This is a genomic window from Salipaludibacillus aurantiacus (genome assembly GCF_900111295.1).
GTDB classification, from domain to species: domain Bacteria; phylum Bacillota; class Bacilli; order Bacillales; family Salisediminibacteriaceae; genus Salipaludibacillus; species Salipaludibacillus aurantiacus.
Genome location: NZ_FOGT01000001.1, coordinates 152464 through 167901, shown reverse-complemented (window position 1 = coordinate 167901; position 15438 = coordinate 152464). Strand labels below are relative to the sequence as shown.

Sequence of the window (15438 nt, the reverse complement as noted above, 5' to 3'; positions counted from 1 at the left end):
GCTGGAGATGAAAAGGAGGAAAAGCTATGCATCGCGGGAAAGGGATGAAGTTCGTAGGAGATTCACGTGTCCCTGCTGAACGGAAACCGAACGTACCAAAGGATTATTCAGAATATCCGGGAAAAACAGAAGCATTCTGGCCGAACTTTTTGCTTCGCGAATGGATGGTTGGGGCTGTTTTTCTCATAGGGTTTTTAGTATTAACTGTAGCTCATCCTGCTCCTTTAGAAAGGGTGGCGGATCCTACAGATTCTGGTTACATACCGTTACCAGACTGGTATTTCTTATTTTTATACCAGCTATTGAAGTATGAATTTGCGGCTGGACAATATACGGTTATAGGAGCCGTAGTTATTCCCGGTGTTGCTTTCGGGGCTCTGCTCCTTGTTCCCTGGCTTGACAGCGGAAAAGAACGTCGTCCTCTTAAGAGACCTATTGCCAGCGGTTTAATGTTATTAGGGGTCGCATCTATCATTTTCCTTACTTGGGAATCAGTCGATGACCATGATTGGGAAGCAGCTGCCCAGCAAGGTGAAATTGTCGAGGGCGTGGAAGTTGATGAATCGGCAGAAGGTTATGAAATCTACCAGAGCCAGGAATCATGTATCGGCTGTCACGGCGGAGATATGTTAGGCGGCGCTGCCGGACCGAATATTTTCGAAAGCGACTATGACACTGAAGAAGTTATGGAGATTATCCAAAACGGGCTTGGCGAAATGCCTGGAGGCCAATTTGAAGGTTCTGATGAGGAACTGGAAACACTGGCAGCATTCATCGCTAACGACGGCCAGGATCCGGATAACGGAAACGGCGGCGGAGATGATGAGGATAATAACGAAGAGAATGAAGAAGATTAATAAATAATTCTGAAGCTGACTGATAACTTTCAGTCAGCTTTTTTAAAAGGAAGAGATGCTGATGGTTTCTTACTTTTTAAATTTAATCGGCCAGCGGTGGTTCCTGGCGCTTTTACTTATAATTAATGTTTTTGGCACAATTTACGGATATATCTGGTATGCGGATCAGCTTGCCGGCACCCCTCCTGTATTTCTGATCTTCGTGCCCGACAGCCCGACAGCCAGCCTATTTTTCTGTTTTGTGCTTGCTGCTTTTCTATTTGGAAAAAATATTCCTTTGATTGAGGCATTTGCCGCAGTGACACTTCTTAAGTATGGTATCTGGGCTGTTGCTATGATTTTAGCTGCAGCTGCTGCCGGTACACCTATAGGGATATTAAATTACATGCTGATTGCCTCTCATTTGGGAATGGCTGTGCAGGGTTTGCTTTATAGTTCTTATTACCGGATTAAACCTTGGCATTTAACAGTCGTTGCAGTATGGACACTCCATAATGATGTTATTGACTACATATACGATATGCACCCTTGGGTTGCTTCATCTATACAGCCTTATATTCAGGAAATTGCTTATTTCACTTTTTGGCTGAGTATTTTTTCTTTGCTGACTGTTTACTTATTGAATAAAAATTTTAATAATAGACGTATTTAAAGCTGAACACACAAGTGAATTCTTTCCTCTTTTTCGGTCTACTCTTGTCCATCTATTCATAGAATGAATTATGAATAAGAGGAGGGACAGGCATGATGACAGGATGGTGGAAAGTAGTAACCTGTGCACTTATTATCTTTTTCTCCTTCAGCGGAACAAATGAGGGACATGCTGAAGGTAAGGAGGGCTGGTCTGAGTTAAATCGGTCGAGTGATACGATCTTACAATATGTGAAAGAGCAGCATTATGAAGAGGCAGCAAAGATTATGGAAACTTTTTCTGAAAAATTTCTTAAAGTGAGTGCAGCGGAACAAGGTTTATCTATGAGAGAGATGCAGACTATTACTTCCGCTTACGATGATACTTTATCAGCTGTTAAAAGCGCCTCTATGCCTCACGAAGAACGGGTAATGAAAACATATAAACTGAGACTGCTGATGGATGTTTATGCAGATAGCTATGAACCATTGTGGCAGAAAATGAGGGATCCTCTCTTCAATGAGTTACATGGGATGAGAATGTCTATAGAAGAAAACGGGAACCCTTATACACAGCAGACTGACGCATTTTTAGCCTATTATGGCACAGTGGAACCTGCCTGGAGTGTAGCTTTAGAAGCTTCCCAATACCAGAAGATCAATTCTCAAATGCAATTTTTAAGAAAAATGGCAGCCGGAGAGCCGTCAAAGAAAGATTGGGACCGTCATATGGACGTTTTGGAAGAAGCTTTAACTGAAATATTTGAAGGGAAAATGGAAGATGAGGTTACAGACCCGTCCTTTTACTGGCTTATAATTACTGTAAGCGGAGCCGTTTTCAGCTGTCTTACTTATGCGGGATGGAAGAAATACCGCGCATATAAAGCAGAAATATTAAGAAATTCCTTAAAAAGAAATAGAGGGCAATAACCGAGTCATCTCAATTGACACTAAATGACGGGTTGGATAAAATTATATATAATAAAACAAGAATATATTGTAGGAGGAATTACATCATGTTTGAAACATTCGGCGGCTTTTTACTTTATTTTGCCATCTTGATGCTCATTCCAATGTGGGCAGGTTCAAGAGTAAAAAGCACTTATCGGAAATATTCACAAGTTGCGTCTTCCTCAGGCATGAGCGGTGCGGAAGTAGCGCGTAAAATATTAAGCGACAACGGTTTGTACGATGTGTCTGTAGAGCCTGTAAAGGGACAGTTGACCGATCACTATGATCCGCGAAAAAAAGTTGTACGGCTGTCCGAGCACAATTATTACGGCAATTCTATTGCTGGAGCAGCTGTAGCAGCTCACGAAGTTGGACACGCTATCCAGGATGCTGAAGAATACAGCTTTCTTAAGTTCAGGTCTGCCCTGGTCCCTGTAGCAAGCTTCGGGTCAAATATTTCTATCTTTTTAATTATTGGCGGCATGCTTCTCACTATTAGTGAAATGTTTTTAGCTGGAATTGTTCTTATGTCTTTCGCTGTTCTTTTCCAGCTTGTCACTCTTCCTGTTGAGTTCAATGCTTCGAACAGGGCGATGGACCAGATTGTTTCTCTTGGAGTGATAAGGAATGATGAAGAAAGGGAAACTAAAAAAGTACTAAACGCTGCAGCTTTGACTTATGTAGCCGCTGCATTAGTAGCAGTAGCTGAGTTAGTCCGCTTTATCCTCATGTATGTGATGATGAATAACGATTAATTAAAGTAAGAGGCTGGGGCAAAACCCAGTGAAATAAAAATGGCCCTCACATAAGTGAGAGCCATTTTTTTATACCTAAAATCATTTATGCAGGCTGCTTGTTCGAAAATAAACTCGCTTGCTTTCTGTGCCGCTCCGCTTGTTCGTGGCAGGGAAACCCGCTGATTTTCGGGTACCTTGCCATTTATTTTTGTTTATACTTCAATTGGTTTCTTATTTTCATCCAGTGTAAATCCTTCACCAATTACATCTTGGACGTCAGCCAATGTCACGAATGCATGAGGATCCACTTTTGAAATTAAGTTTTTTAACCTGACCATCTCATTTCTTCCGACTACACAATATAGAACTTCCCGGTCATTGCCTGTAAAGCTGCCTCTTCCTTTTAAGATAGTAGCCCCACGGTCCATTTCTTCTAGTATTGCCGATGCGATAACAGGAGCATGTTCCGAAATAATCATGGCAGCTTTGCCGGAATAGGCTCCCTGCTGCATAAAGTCAATCACTTTTGCTGCAACAAAAACAGCGAGAAGGGTATACATAGCTTCCCGGTAGTTTAGATAAACTAAGGAAGAAGTAATAACGGCGGCGTCAAAAACAAACATTGTCCGTCCCATACTCCACCCGAAATACTTAAAACCGAGTTTCGCAATAATGTCGACTCCCCCTGTGGTTCCTCCAAACCTGAAGACTATTCCTAATCCCGCCCCAATAAAAACACCGGCAAAAAGAGCAGCCAGTGTCATATCGTCATCTAAAGGCATAGCGAAAAACTTATAACGCTGAAACAGCCAAAGGAAGACGGATACTGCAAGTGTGCCAATGAGTGTATAAATAAAAGCATTCCGGCCAAGAATTCTCCATCCTATAAGGAATAAAGGAATATTTAATACAAGATTTGAATATGCAGGGTCAATATTTAAAATAAAGTATAAAATAAGAGTAATGCCGGTAAATCCGCCATCAGCCAGGTTATTTTCCATATTAAAATAAACAAGGCCGAAAGACATAATGGCTGTTCCCAATAAAATAAAAAAGATATTTTTAAATTGGATTTTAGAAATCAAAGCTCACACCTCCTTAAATGTTCAGACTGCTACATTATAAGGAATTTTTTCTTTTACGCCAATGGGGGTTTCCTATTTTTCATCGTTTTTATATTAATAACTTTTCCGAAAGCTTTTTTTTAGGGAATAAAACATTTGTCAAAAACGATCGTTTTCGCTACGATAATCGTGTAGCCTTTTGAACTTGTGAGAAAGGATAGTGATGAAATAGATGAGCAGTAAAACAATTGAGGAAATGCAGAAGGAAGTGGACACATACATATCGCAATTTAAAGAAGGGTATTTTACGCCTCTGGCAATGATGGCGAGGCTGACTGAAGAAATGGGCGAACTGGCCAGGGAAGTTAATCACTACTATGGTGAAAAGCCTAAAAAGCAGTCCGAAGAAGAGAAGACAATGGAACAGGAAATTGGAGACGTTCTATTTGTAATTATCTGTCTTGCTAATTCTTTGGATATAGATATGGAGGAAGCTTTCGGGCTGGTGATGGAAAAATTTAAAACACGAGATAATGACCGCTGGACAAGAATTGATAAAACGGAGGAATAAATATGATTAATATAGTTATAGCAGGACCTAGAGGAAATATGGGAAGAGAAGCAGTGAAAATGGTAGAGAGAGAAACAGAATTTAAATTGCAGGCGGTAGTCGACCGCAGGAATAATGGACTTAATATGAAAGACGTAGAAGGTATGGAAGAACTGGATGTTCCTATTTTTGAAGATATGTCGGAATGCTTTCAGCAAGTGGCCTGCGATGTGCTTGTTGATTTGACGAGCCCGGAAACTGGTAAAAAGCATATGCTCACGGCTTTTGACTATGGCGTTCGTCCGGTCGTAGGAACTACGGGATTTACAGACGATGACATTAAGGAGCTTTCTGAAATAGCAAAAGAGAAAGAACTTGGCGCCCTTATCGCTCCTAATTTTGCAATTGGAGCCGTGTTGCTTATGAAATTTTCCCAAATGGCTGCAAAATACTTATCTGATATTGAGATTATAGAACAGCATCACGACCGTAAACTTGATGCCCCGTCAGGCACGGCTGTTAAAACCGCCCAGATGATTTCAGATGTGAGGGAACCAAAAAAACAAGGTCATCCGGACGAAAAAGAACAGCTGTCAGGAGCGCGGGGGGCAGAATATGAAGGAATGCGTATTCATAGTGTGCGCCTGCCGGGGCTTGTCGCTCATCAGGAGGTTATTTTTGGAGGAGAGGGCCAATCTTTAAAACTTCGCCATGACTCATTTAATAGAGCCTCTTTTATGCCCGGTGTCAAACTGGCGTGTGAAACAGTAATGAATTTAAGCGGGCTCGTTTACGGTCTTGACCAGATCGTTGATTGATAACCAATTAGGAGGTATTCCCTGATGAATATAGCGTTTATAGCTCATGACAAGAAAAAAGACGATCTCGTCAAATTTGCGATAGCTTATGAGGAAGTGCTGAAAGACCATCGCCTGTATTCCACAGGCACGACAGGAAAAAGAATTATGGCAGAGACAAAACTTGATATTCACCGGTTCAAATCAGGACCTTTGGGCGGAGATCAGCAAATTGGTTCCATGATTGCAGAAAACGACATGGATCTCGTAATATTCTTTAAAGACCCGCTTACTGCCCAGCCCCATGAACCGGACATCACTGCTCTGATCCGGCTCTGTGATGTTTACACAATCCCCTTAGCCACCAATATGGCTACAGCTGAAATTCTGCTTTCAGGCTTACAAAGAGGCGAATTTACGTGGCGGGAAATTGAGAAGGAGCAGGGGAATGATACATAAAGACAGAGTAGACATTTTGGCTGTAGGGGCTCATCCGGATGACGTGGAAATAGGAATGGGTGGTACCATTGCGAAGTACAAGGCTCAAGGGAAGAATATCCGGCTCGTGCATTTAACTGAAGCTGAACTGTCTTCTAATGGAACAGTGGAATCCAGGCAAAAAGAGGCTAAACTGGCATGCAAGACTTTGGGAGTTCCGGAGCCGGTGCAACTCCAGTTTCCAGACAGGCAGCTTCTTTCCTGCCGCCAGGAGGCAATTGAAGAACTGGTGAAGCTTATTCGCAAATTTAAACCTAAACTCCTGTTTGCACCTTATCATGAAGACCGTCATCCCGACCACGGCCATTGCGGTGAATTAGTAAAAGAAGCTTTTTTTTCAGCCGGTATTAAAAAATATCTAGAAGGAGAAACGGAAGAGGCTTTCCGTCCTTCAGCATTGTATTTTTATCAGATCAACGGCCTGTCAGCACCTGATTTCCTTATAGATATTACGGAATTCAGAGATACAAAATATGCAGCTTTACACTGCTTTAAAAGCCAGTTTTTTTCCCGGACAGGCACAGTCCAGACACCTTTGAACAGCGGGTTCCTGGAAAACCTGCAGGCAAGAGAACGTCTATTGGGAGAGGAAGCGGGCATCAATGCAGCAGAAGGCTTTTTCAGTGAAAAGCCTGTGCTTATCAGGGAGTTATTAGGAGATTGATATGACATATAAAATTGGTATTACATGCTACCCGACTGTTGGAGGATCGGGAGTAGTAGCAACGGAATTAGGGAAAGCACTGGCAGAAAAAGGCCATGAGGTGCATTTTATAACCTCAAGTCTCCCGTTCAGGCTTGATGAACAAAAATCAAATATTTTCTTTCATGAAGTAGAAGTTAATCAGTACTCAGTCTTCAGATATCCGCCGTATGATCTTGCGCTGGCAAGCAAAATGGCTGATGTAATTAAAAGAGAGGGACTGGATCTTCTCCATGTGCATTACGCGATCCCCCATGCGATCAGCGCTTACTTAGCAAAAGAAATGGTTGAGCATGATGTGAAAGTCGTCACGACTCTTCATGGAACGGACATTACTGTATTGGGTTATGACCCTTCCCTTTCAGATATGATCAGGTTCGGTATAGAGAAATCCGATATGGTTACCGCTGTATCCGATAGTTTAATTACCCAGACTAAAGATCTCCTGCGTATCGATAAACCGATAGAAACAGTTTATAATTTTGTGGATCACCGTATTTATTATCCAAGGGTGTGCAATGATTTAAGAGAAGACCTGAAAATTCAAGAGAACCAAAAAGTCATTTCCCACGTATCGAATTTCAGAAAAGTTAAGCGAGTTCAGGATGTGGTAAAAACGTTTGATATCATTCGCCGCCAGAAAGATGCAGTCTTGCTTCTCATAGGGGAAGGACCGGAGCTGCCGGTAATTTGTGACTTAGTTAACGAGTTAGGTCTTAAAGAGCATGTCCGCTTTCTTGGAAACCAGAAGCGAGTGGCTGACTTGCTTTCAATGAGTGATCTAAAACTTCTTTTATCTGAAAAAGAAAGTTTCGGACTCGTTATTCTTGAAGCGATGGCTTGCGGCGTACCTGTCATAGGAACAGATATTGGCGGTATTCCTGAAGTAATAGAACACGGGAAAAGCGGATATATCAGCAGGCTTGGTGATCTGGAAGAGGCAGCGGGATATGCTGTACATTTATTAGATCACCCTGAAATTCAGGAAAGCATGGCTGAAGCGGCTGTCAAAAGGGCAGTCGAAACGTTTCACCGGGACAGAATTGTTTCAGATTATGAAACGATTTATGACAAAGCACTGAAAAAGCGGGGATAATATGACTTGGGAAGAAGCGGGAAAGTACGTGCTTTCCGTATTGACGGAAGCTGGGTTTGAAAGTTATATAGTCGGAGGGGCTGTCAGAGATGAGTACCTGTCAAACCCTGTTCATGATGTTGATATCTCTACGGAGGCGGAGACTGGAGATATTCAGTCGGTATTTCCCCGGACGATTGATGTAGGTATACAGCACGGGACAGTCCTTGTGCCTGTAAAGGGTAAACCGGTGGAAGTAAGCACATTTAAAGGCAAGTCAATTAAAGAGGATTTAAGGAATAGGGATTTTACTTGTAATTCAATGGCTAAAACGCTGCAAGGGGAAATCATTGACCCCTTCGGCGGGAAGGAAGACATTGATACTAAGAGGCTGAGGACAATCGGAAACAGCCGGGCTCCGTTCCTTGAAGATCCACTCAGGCTGCTGAGGGCTCTCAGGTTTGCTCTTCAGCTTGGTTTTAAGATAGATAAAGAGACTCAGGATCATATGGACGACCTGGCTGAATTAATATTAAAACCCGCTGCCGAACGTATTGCATCGGAAACAGAAAAAATGAGCCAGACCAATTTATCGGGGATAGACTGGGACTGGCTCCTGAAACAGCGGGTTTTCCAACAGCTCCCATTTGTCTTTAAGAATGCGGAAGTGCAATCCAGTTTGAGGACTTTGAAGAAACCTCTTTTTATAAATGATCTTCTAACATGGTGGTCTGTTGCTCTTTATAATAACGCCCCGGAAAGTGCTAAGGCAGGACTGTCTTACTATAAAAGGTCAAACCGCCTCACAAAAGATGTCATCACAATTCATTCTAAAGTGCACCAGTTCTTTTCAGACGGGTGGAGCCTTTACGATATATATGTGCTTGGCGAACAACGGCTGGATATTGCTATTCTACTTGTCAAACTGGTTAAACCTGGAACGATAACAGCGGATAAATGGCACGAGGTCTATAATGATTTACCGGTAAAAAATAAAAGTGACTTACCGGTAACCGGGAGGGACCTTATAGCACAGTTCCCGGCATTGTCCGGATGGGAGATTGGCCGGTGGCTTAAAAGCATAGAGAAAGCTGTTGTGGAAGGGGCTGTCGCTAATGAAAAAAAAGCGGTCCTTGCCTGGGCAGAAAAGGAGTTTAACAGATGAAAGGTAAAGTTCTAAAACTATTAAGACAGAATGACAACACATTTTTATCCGGTGAAAAGATCAGTAACGAGCTTAATTGCAGCAGAACGGCTGTATGGAAGCATATTAAAGCTCTCAGGAACGAAGGATACGATATTATAGCTGTGCAAAACAAAGGTTATCAATTAACTAAGAGTGCTTATCTGCTGAGTGAACATGATATTTACTCAAGAATTAAAAAGAACGATCTTTTTGAAAATGTAGTTTACCATAATTCTGTTACGTCTACTCAAACAGTCGCCCAGCAGCTTGCAAATGAGGGCGTGGGTGAAGGAACTGTGGTGGTAGCAGATGAGCAGACTGGAGGGAAGGGGCGTCTTGGCAGAGTTTGGGACTCAGAAAAAGGAGCAGGGGTATGGATGAGCCTGATTTTAAAGCCCCAAATAGATTTCCGGAAGGCTCCTCAGTTAACTTTACTCACTGCAGTAGCCGTCACACGGGCAATTGAAAGTGTTTCCGGTTTGCCCTTGTCCATAAAATGGCCTAATGACCTGTTAGTTAACGGGAAAAAGCTCTGCGGAATTTTAACAGAAATGCAGGCGGATCCTGACAGAGTCCAGTCGGTGATTATCGGGATTGGTCTCAATGTTAACCATGGCGGGTTCCCTGATGACCTTAGTGAGATTGCCACTTCCATGAATATAGAAGCGGGAAAGCCGTTTAACCGGGCAGAGGTGATTGCTGCTATTCTCAACGAATTTTCCTGGCTTTACAGGACCTATCTTTCTCAAGGTTTTTCCCTCATAAAACCTCTCTGGGAAGCTCATGCAGTGTCTATAGGGAAAAAAATCGTTGCCAGAAGTACGGCGGGAACAACTGAAGGCTATGCTTTAGGAATTGACGATGAAGGCGTCCTTTTATTACAGGACAATCAAGGCGAGACTCACCGGATTTATTCGGCCGATATTGAGTTTAAATAAATGTCACATTTTTTCTGATAATTTGCTATAATTGAAACGGACAGTATCCTTTAGGAACTGTACCAGTTAAAAATAGAGTAGACAATAGTCTGCCTTGATCCGGAGACGGACGGGGACAGAGGGTTAAACAGATGAAGTGAAATACAGGAGATGCAGCTGAATGATGTTTCAGTGTCTTTTCGTATTTTTCTCAAAAAGTTAGCAGTGCAAACCTTCTTTCCTTGCTGGAGAAGGTTTATTTGCGTTTTAGCCCCTTTTTCGTCCTTTCAATGAAAGGAGTCAGGAAATGAAAACAACGACAGATTTTAAAAAAATGAAAAGCAGTCACGAGCCTGTTGTTATGGTAACTGCCTATGACGCACCTTCAGCAAAGTTAGCTGAACAGGCAGCTGTCGACGTGATTCTCGTAGGCGATTCATTAGGGATGGTCGTGCTTGGCTATGAATCAACCGTTCCAGTGACGATGGACGATATGGTTCATCACACGAAAGCAGTGAAAAGAGGAGCAACTGATACGTTTGTGGTGGCGGATATGCCCTTTTTATCCTATCATGCTGGCATAGAAGAAACATTTGCAAACGCACGGAGGCTGATTCAGGAAGGCGGCGCCCATGCTGTAAAGCTCGAAGGAAACGGACCAGTTATAGAAAAGACAGCGCTTTTAGTCCAGGCAGGAGTACCTGTCGTTTCCCACCTTGGTCTCACGCCGCAAGCTGTCGGTGTACTCGGCGGATATTCTGTTCAGGGAAAAGAAGCTGCAGAGGCTGAAAAGCTGATCAAAGATGCGGCTGCCCTAGAAGAAGCCGGGGCTTGTCTCCTTGTTCTTGAATGTGTGCCTGAAGCTCTGGCAGAGACAGTAGCCAAGTCATTAACTATTCCTGTTATTGGAATTGGCGGAGGACGGTACACGGACGGACAAGTGCTTGTTTACCATGACATTATTGGTTATCACAGCGGGCATATGCCAAAATTCGTTAAACAATATACTAATATAAAAGAAATTATTGAACAATCTCTTGTTCAATTCAAAGAAGACGTAAAGAATCGGTCTTTCCCGGATAAGAAACACGTCTTTAAGCCTGTTGAACGGGATGAGATAGAGCTTTACGGAGGCAGAGGAGCAAATGATTGAAATAAATAGAATCAGTGAGTTGAAAGACTATTTAAAAAGTGAAAAGGAAAAAGGGAAAATCATTGGATTTGTGCCTACAATGGGGTTCCTGCATGAAGGTCATTTAAAACTCGTTGAAAAAGCAAAAGAAGGTACAGACCTTACAGTAATGAGCATTTTTGTCAATCCTCTTCAGTTCGGAGAAGGAGAAGACTTTGAAGATTATCCCAGGGATCATGATAGAGATATGAGGCTGGCAGAAACTCACGGAGTAGATGTGCTGTTTTACCCGCATATATCAGAAATGTATCCTGGGCCTATGAGCGCTACCTTAACAGTCCATGAAGGGACGGAGGTTCTTTGCGGAGCGAGCCGGCCCGGCCATTTCGATGGCGTAGCAACTGTTGTGATGAAACTGTTTCAAGCGGTGAATCCTGACTATGCTTATTTCGGAATGAAAGACGCACAGCAGGTTGCGGTAATAAAACGTATGGTTTCAGATTATCATATGGATGTAACAGTTGTACCTGTAGATATTGTAAGGGAAGAAGACGGTCTCGCTAAAAGCTCCAGAAATGTTAATTTAACTGAAAGTGAAAGAGAGGAAGCACCGCAAATTTATAAAACAGTGAAAGAGGCAGTCACAAAGGCATTAAGCGGGGAGTTTCAGTTTTCATATGAACTGGAATCCTGGACACGCAGCAAGCTCGAAAAAAGAATCTCAGGGCAAATTGATTATGTATCAGTTTACCGTTTTCCAGAACTTACGCCGCTATCAAGGCTTGAAGGTGATCTTATTCTGGCTGTGGCGGTCTATTATAGCAATGCGAGGCTGATAGATAATCAGACATGGAGACAAGGCGAAATGGAAGGGGAAAATTAAATGTACAGGGAAATGATGAGCGGGAAAATTCACCGGGCGACAGTAACAGAAGCTGACTTAAATTATGTAGGCAGTATCACAATAGACCAGGATCTGTTAGATGCGACGGGAATGATGGAAAATGAAAAAGTGCAAGTAGTAAACAATAATAATGGCGCAAGGCTGGAGACGTATATTATTTCCGGATCGCGCGGTTCAAAAACAATTTGTTTAAATGGTGCGGCAGCAAGGCTTGTTCAGCCAGGAGACAAAGTAATAATTATTTCTTACAAATGGCTGGAAGAAAAAGAATGTCTTACACACGAACCTAAAGTGGCTATTCTGGACGAAGCAAATAATATTATTGAGATGATGGGCACCGAACCGGCAGCTACCTATCGCTGAACCATCAGATTAAGCAAACACTCACTCTTCAGAATACAAGCGGGTGCAGTTCGAATAATTCAACTTAATTTAAAAAGAATGGCTCTCTTTAAGTGAGGGCCATTCCTTTTTTTATCTGAGTTTTGTCACTGGCTCTGTTTATTTATGGAGATGGACAGATTTATCATTTATATTTAGGTGAATCCTCCACCTTCACATGCTACAATAAGTGAGATGCTTTATTTTTTGATGAAGAAGGAAGGTAATGTTATGAACCGTTTTGTTGTCCTTGATGTGGAAACGACCGGGGTGTCTTTTTCGCGGGGGGACAGGATTATTCAACTCGCTTATTCAGTAGTGGAAAATGAGCAAATTATTCACCGCTATTCCACTTACATAAATCCGGAGCGCTCTATACCTCCATTTATTAAGTCTCTGACTAATATACACGAGAAGCATGTGTCAGAAGCGCCTGTGTTTTCTGAAATTGCCCCTGGCCTGCTTGAAGAATTAGAAGGAGCTTATTTTGTTGCACACAATGTCGAATTTGATTTGAAATTTATAAATGATGAATTGGTTAATGCAGGTTACGTGCCTTTTGAAGGACCAGTTATTGATACAGTTGAGCTTTCAAGGATTGTGTTTCCTACTCAGGACAGTTTTAAACTGTCTCAGCTGACTGAAAGTTTTGAGATGGATCATTTTGAACCACACCGGGCAGACAGCGATGCAGAAGCTACAGCTTTACTATTAATAGAAATCTTTCAAAGGCTGTCGGCTCTTCCGCTTCTCACGCTGCAGCAATTAGAAAAGCTGCAAGGACGCTTAAAGAGTGATACAGGGTCTATATTGCGGGAATGGATTGAGCTCAGTAAATCTTCCCCTGAGGACTTTCCAGAGATAGACGCTTTTAGAGGTCTTGCAGTTAAGGAACCGGCTGGTTATTCAGGAGAAGTAACTGCTGGTGCCGTCCCTGAATCAGTGACTGATTTTCTTCACTCGACACTGGAAAATGTAAATTTTATGAAAGAAAAGATCCCTTCATATGAACGCAGGGAAGGGCAGATGGACATGATCAGGTTTATTGATGAGGTTTTCAAGAATGACAGTATAGGATTAATTGAAGCTGGCACAGGAACAGGAAAAACACTCGGTTATTTAATACCTGCGGCTCTTTATTCACGTACAGAAAGTGGTCCGGTAGTGATCAGTACAGAAACTGTCCAGTTACAGGATCAGATTGTTTCAAAAGAGCTTCCTGCTTTGCAGCAACTTCTGCCTTTTAAGATCAAAGCTGCTCTGCTTAAAGGCCGATCCCATTATTTATGTCTGCAGAAATTTGAAAACATTTTAATTAATGATCCTATAGATTCATATGACAGAACATTATCGAAAGCTCAAATACTAGTCTGGTTAACGGAAACAGATACCGGGGATGTTGAAGAGCTTAGTCTGGCATCGGGAAATTCCCGCTTCTGGGAAGAAGTTGCAAGTGACCCGAGATCTTGTTCCACGCCTCAGTGTCCATGGTTCAGCCGCTGTTTTTACCAAAGAGCAAGAAAGCAGTCTAAGAAAGCAGATCTCATTATAACCAATCATTCGCTTCTTTTTACTGATATGGCGGCAGAACATCAGATACTTCCTTCCTATTCAACTCTGATCGTTGATGAAGCGCATCATTTGGAAGATTCAGCGACACGTCAGTTTGGAGGGAAACTGGATTATTTGACAATGACTCAGCTTCTTAATGATTTAGTAAGAGAGAAAGAGGGATGGGTGCCGGAAAACATCTGGCGGCTGATGGGGTCCGGATTAAAGGAAAACAGCAAGGAATTCTTTGAATTATCCGGTCAGTTTAAACAGGAATGGAACGATTTATTTTTGTTGTTAAATCAGTATGCCGGTAAAGGAATGGCTGGCAAAAATGAAACCGGCAGACTATCGAAAATTATAAATTCAGCAGACAAGTTCTGGGACACAGTACGGGAGACAGCTGGAAGGTGCGACAATTTATTTAAAGCTCTTCTTAAAAAGCTTAATTATATCATCAGGGAGACGGATTTACTGCTCGAAGACAAAGAAACTTCAGATCATCACCAGCGGGAAGCTGAATGGATGGCAGCTTTGTTATTTAAAATTGAAGAACAGTACCTCTCTTTTCATGAACTCATTCTAAATCATGAAGACTCTTCGGTTTACTGGCTTGAGCTTGAAACGAAGGGCCCTAAGCAGTCCATAGCTGTACATGGTTCACCTATTCAGATAGCTGATAAACTGGCAGACAATTTCTTTGCTAAAAAAGACAGAGTTATTTTGACGTCTGCTACGTTAACGGTCAATAATCAGTTCAAATATATGATTCACAGGCTTGGTCTGGAAGACTTTCAAGTAGAGACAAAACAAGTGGACTCTCCTTTTTCCTGGGATAAACAAGTGTCTTTTATGGTTCCGGAAGATATGCCTTTAATTCAGGAAGCAGGCGAGGAAGCTTATATTGAAGCAGCGGCTCTGCAAATATACCGTATAGCTCATGTCACCAAGGGGAAAATGCTTGTACTGTTTACTTCCTATGATATGCTTCGGAAAACGTATTTCCAATTAAAAAAAATGCTGGATGAGTCTTTTATGCTCATCGCACAGGGAATTCAAACAAAAAGCAGATCAAAACTCACCAAAAATTTTCAGCAATTTGACCAGGCCATTCTGTTCGGAACAAGCAGCTTCTGGGAAGGAGTAGATATACCTGGGAGTGACCTAAGTGCCATTGTTATGGCCCGTCTGCCGTTCAGCCCTCCGAATGACCCGGTATTTAAAAAGCGGTCGGATACCCTGAAGGAAGAAGGCCACTCTCCTTTCATGAAACTGGCTCTGCCGCAGGCTGTGATCCGTTTTAAACAAGGTTTTGGAAGATTAATTCGAAGCTCAACGGACCGTGGAATAGTCGTTGTTCTGGACAGAAGACTAACGACTACCCGGTACGGCAAATCGTTTACCCGTTCTCTTCCGGATATTCCTATGATTGAAGAGCCAATGAGTGAGATGGAGGAGAGAATTGCCGATTGGTTTAACCAGCCTTTAATTGATAAGTAAGGAGT

At 42.3% G+C, this 15438-nt stretch carries 16 protein-coding genes; 15 read left to right on the top strand and 1 reads right to left on the bottom strand.

Annotation, left to right across the window (positions count from 1 at the left end; translation table 11 throughout):
* The first annotated feature begins 26 nt into the window (after positions 1 to 26).
* From BMW59_RS00805 to BMW59_RS00790, 4 genes are all read left to right on the top strand, one after another.
* On the top strand, positions 27 to 857 hold the full coding sequence (locus BMW59_RS00805; RefSeq protein WP_093047112.1) for a menaquinol-cytochrome c reductase cytochrome b/c subunit: 831 nt from the start codon (positions 27 to 29) through the stop codon (positions 855 to 857).
* 61 nt (positions 858 to 918) lie between these two features.
* Positions 919 to 1509 (top strand): lipoprotein heptaprenylglyceryl N-acetyltransferase LhaT, encoded by a 591-nt coding sequence (lhaT, locus tag BMW59_RS00800; protein ID WP_093047111.1) that lies wholly within the window; start codon positions 919 to 921, stop codon positions 1507 to 1509.
* Between the two features lie 92 nt (positions 1510 to 1601).
* Positions 1602 to 2417, top strand: coding sequence for a sporulation protein YpjB (locus tag BMW59_RS00795; protein WP_093047110.1), 816 nt, complete (start codon positions 1602 to 1604; stop codon positions 2415 to 2417).
* 86 nt (positions 2418 to 2503) lie between these two features.
* Positions 2504 to 3193 (top strand): zinc metallopeptidase, encoded by a 690-nt coding sequence (locus tag BMW59_RS00790; protein ID WP_093047109.1) that lies wholly within the window; start codon positions 2504 to 2506, stop codon positions 3191 to 3193.
* Between the two features lie 194 nt (positions 3194 to 3387).
* On the opposite strand, the gene BMW59_RS00785 is transcribed toward BMW59_RS00790, so the two are convergent.
* Entirely contained in the window at positions 3388 to 4260 is an 873-nt protein-coding gene (locus BMW59_RS00785) for a YitT family protein (RefSeq protein ID WP_093047108.1), read from the bottom strand.
* A 211-nt stretch (positions 4261 to 4471) separates the two neighbouring features.
* Here BMW59_RS00785 and BMW59_RS00780 point away from each other — a divergent pair, with 211 nt between their 5' ends.
* The 11 genes from BMW59_RS00780 (at position 4472) to dinG (ending at position 15433) form a co-directional block, all read left to right on the top strand.
* The gene (locus tag BMW59_RS00780; protein WP_093047107.1) at positions 4472 to 4810 is read left to right on the top strand and encodes a nucleotide pyrophosphohydrolase; all 339 of its coding nucleotides are present in this window, start codon (positions 4472 to 4474) and stop codon (positions 4808 to 4810) included.
* Positions 4807 to 5607 (top strand): 4-hydroxy-tetrahydrodipicolinate reductase, encoded by an 801-nt coding sequence (dapB, locus tag BMW59_RS00775; RefSeq protein WP_093047106.1) that lies wholly within the window; start codon positions 4807 to 4809, stop codon positions 5605 to 5607. The genes BMW59_RS00780 and dapB overlap by 4 nt, the downstream gene beginning before the upstream one ends.
* 24 nt (positions 5608 to 5631) lie before the next feature.
* Positions 5632 to 6045, top strand: coding sequence for a methylglyoxal synthase (locus BMW59_RS00770; RefSeq protein ID WP_093047105.1), 414 nt, complete (start codon positions 5632 to 5634; stop codon positions 6043 to 6045).
* Positions 6035 to 6748 (top strand): bacillithiol biosynthesis deacetylase BshB1, encoded by a 714-nt coding sequence (gene bshB1 / locus BMW59_RS00765; RefSeq protein WP_093047104.1) that lies wholly within the window; start codon positions 6035 to 6037, stop codon positions 6746 to 6748. The genes BMW59_RS00770 and bshB1 overlap by 11 nt, the downstream gene beginning before the upstream one ends.
* 1 nt (position 6749) lies before the next feature.
* Entirely contained in the window at positions 6750 to 7883 is a 1134-nt protein-coding gene (bshA, locus tag BMW59_RS00760) for an N-acetyl-alpha-D-glucosaminyl L-malate synthase BshA (protein WP_093047103.1), read from the top strand.
* A gap of 1 nt (position 7884) precedes the next feature.
* Positions 7885 to 9027: a CCA tRNA nucleotidyltransferase gene (locus tag BMW59_RS00755; protein WP_093047102.1), complete on the top strand. Its 1143-nt coding sequence runs from the start codon at positions 7885 to 7887 to the stop codon at positions 9025 to 9027.
* Positions 9024 to 9986, top strand: a complete 963-nt coding sequence (locus tag BMW59_RS00750) for a biotin--[acetyl-CoA-carboxylase] ligase (RefSeq protein ID WP_093047101.1) — start codon at positions 9024 to 9026, stop codon at positions 9984 to 9986. Before BMW59_RS00755 ends, BMW59_RS00750 begins: the two co-directional genes overlap by 4 nt.
* 286 nt (positions 9987 to 10272) lie before the next feature.
* Positions 10273 to 11118: a 3-methyl-2-oxobutanoate hydroxymethyltransferase gene (panB, locus tag BMW59_RS00745; protein WP_093047100.1), complete on the top strand. Its 846-nt coding sequence runs from the start codon at positions 10273 to 10275 to the stop codon at positions 11116 to 11118.
* Positions 11111 to 11980, top strand: coding sequence for a pantoate--beta-alanine ligase (panC, locus tag BMW59_RS00740; protein ID WP_093047099.1), 870 nt, complete (start codon positions 11111 to 11113; stop codon positions 11978 to 11980). Before panB ends, panC begins: the two co-directional genes overlap by 8 nt.
* On the top strand, positions 11981 to 12364 hold the full coding sequence (gene panD, locus BMW59_RS00735; protein WP_093047098.1) for an aspartate 1-decarboxylase: 384 nt from the start codon (positions 11981 to 11983) through the stop codon (positions 12362 to 12364). It begins immediately after the preceding gene.
* Between the two features lie 249 nt (positions 12365 to 12613).
* Complete coding sequence (dinG, locus tag BMW59_RS00730; protein ID WP_177174137.1) at positions 12614 to 15433, top strand: ATP-dependent DNA helicase DinG; 2820 nt, start codon at positions 12614 to 12616, stop codon at positions 15431 to 15433.
* The last annotated feature ends 5 nt before the right edge of the window (positions 15434 to 15438 follow it).

Coding starts and splice junctions, on each gene's coding strand:
- dinG (WP_177174137.1), top strand. CDS start 12,614: ATGAACCGTTTTGTTGTCCTTGATGTGGAAACGACCGGGGTGTCTTTT.
- BMW59_RS00750 (WP_093047101.1), top strand. CDS start 9,024: ATGAAAGGTAAAGTTCTAAAACTATTAAGACAGAATGACAACACATTT.
- BMW59_RS00755 (WP_093047102.1), top strand. CDS start 7,885: ATGACTTGGGAAGAAGCGGGAAAGTACGTGCTTTCCGTATTGACGGAA.
- bshB1 (WP_093047104.1), top strand. CDS start 6,035: ATGATACATAAAGACAGAGTAGACATTTTGGCTGTAGGGGCTCATCCG.
- bshA (WP_093047103.1), top strand. CDS start 6,750: ATGACATATAAAATTGGTATTACATGCTACCCGACTGTTGGAGGATCG.
- BMW59_RS00770 (WP_093047105.1), top strand. CDS start 5,632: ATGAATATAGCGTTTATAGCTCATGACAAGAAAAAAGACGATCTCGTC.
- panC (WP_093047099.1), top strand. CDS start 11,111: ATGATTGAAATAAATAGAATCAGTGAGTTGAAAGACTATTTAAAAAGT.
- BMW59_RS00805 (WP_093047112.1), top strand. CDS start 27: ATGCATCGCGGGAAAGGGATGAAGTTCGTAGGAGATTCACGTGTCCCT.
- BMW59_RS00790 (WP_093047109.1), top strand. CDS start 2,504: ATGTTTGAAACATTCGGCGGCTTTTTACTTTATTTTGCCATCTTGATG.
- panB (WP_093047100.1), top strand. CDS start 10,273: ATGAAAACAACGACAGATTTTAAAAAAATGAAAAGCAGTCACGAGCCT.
- panD (WP_093047098.1), top strand. CDS start 11,981: ATGTACAGGGAAATGATGAGCGGGAAAATTCACCGGGCGACAGTAACA.
- lhaT (WP_093047111.1), top strand. CDS start 919: ATGGTTTCTTACTTTTTAAATTTAATCGGCCAGCGGTGGTTCCTGGCG.
- BMW59_RS00780 (WP_093047107.1), top strand. CDS start 4,472: ATGAGCAGTAAAACAATTGAGGAAATGCAGAAGGAAGTGGACACATAC.
- BMW59_RS00795 (WP_093047110.1), top strand. CDS start 1,602: ATGATGACAGGATGGTGGAAAGTAGTAACCTGTGCACTTATTATCTTT.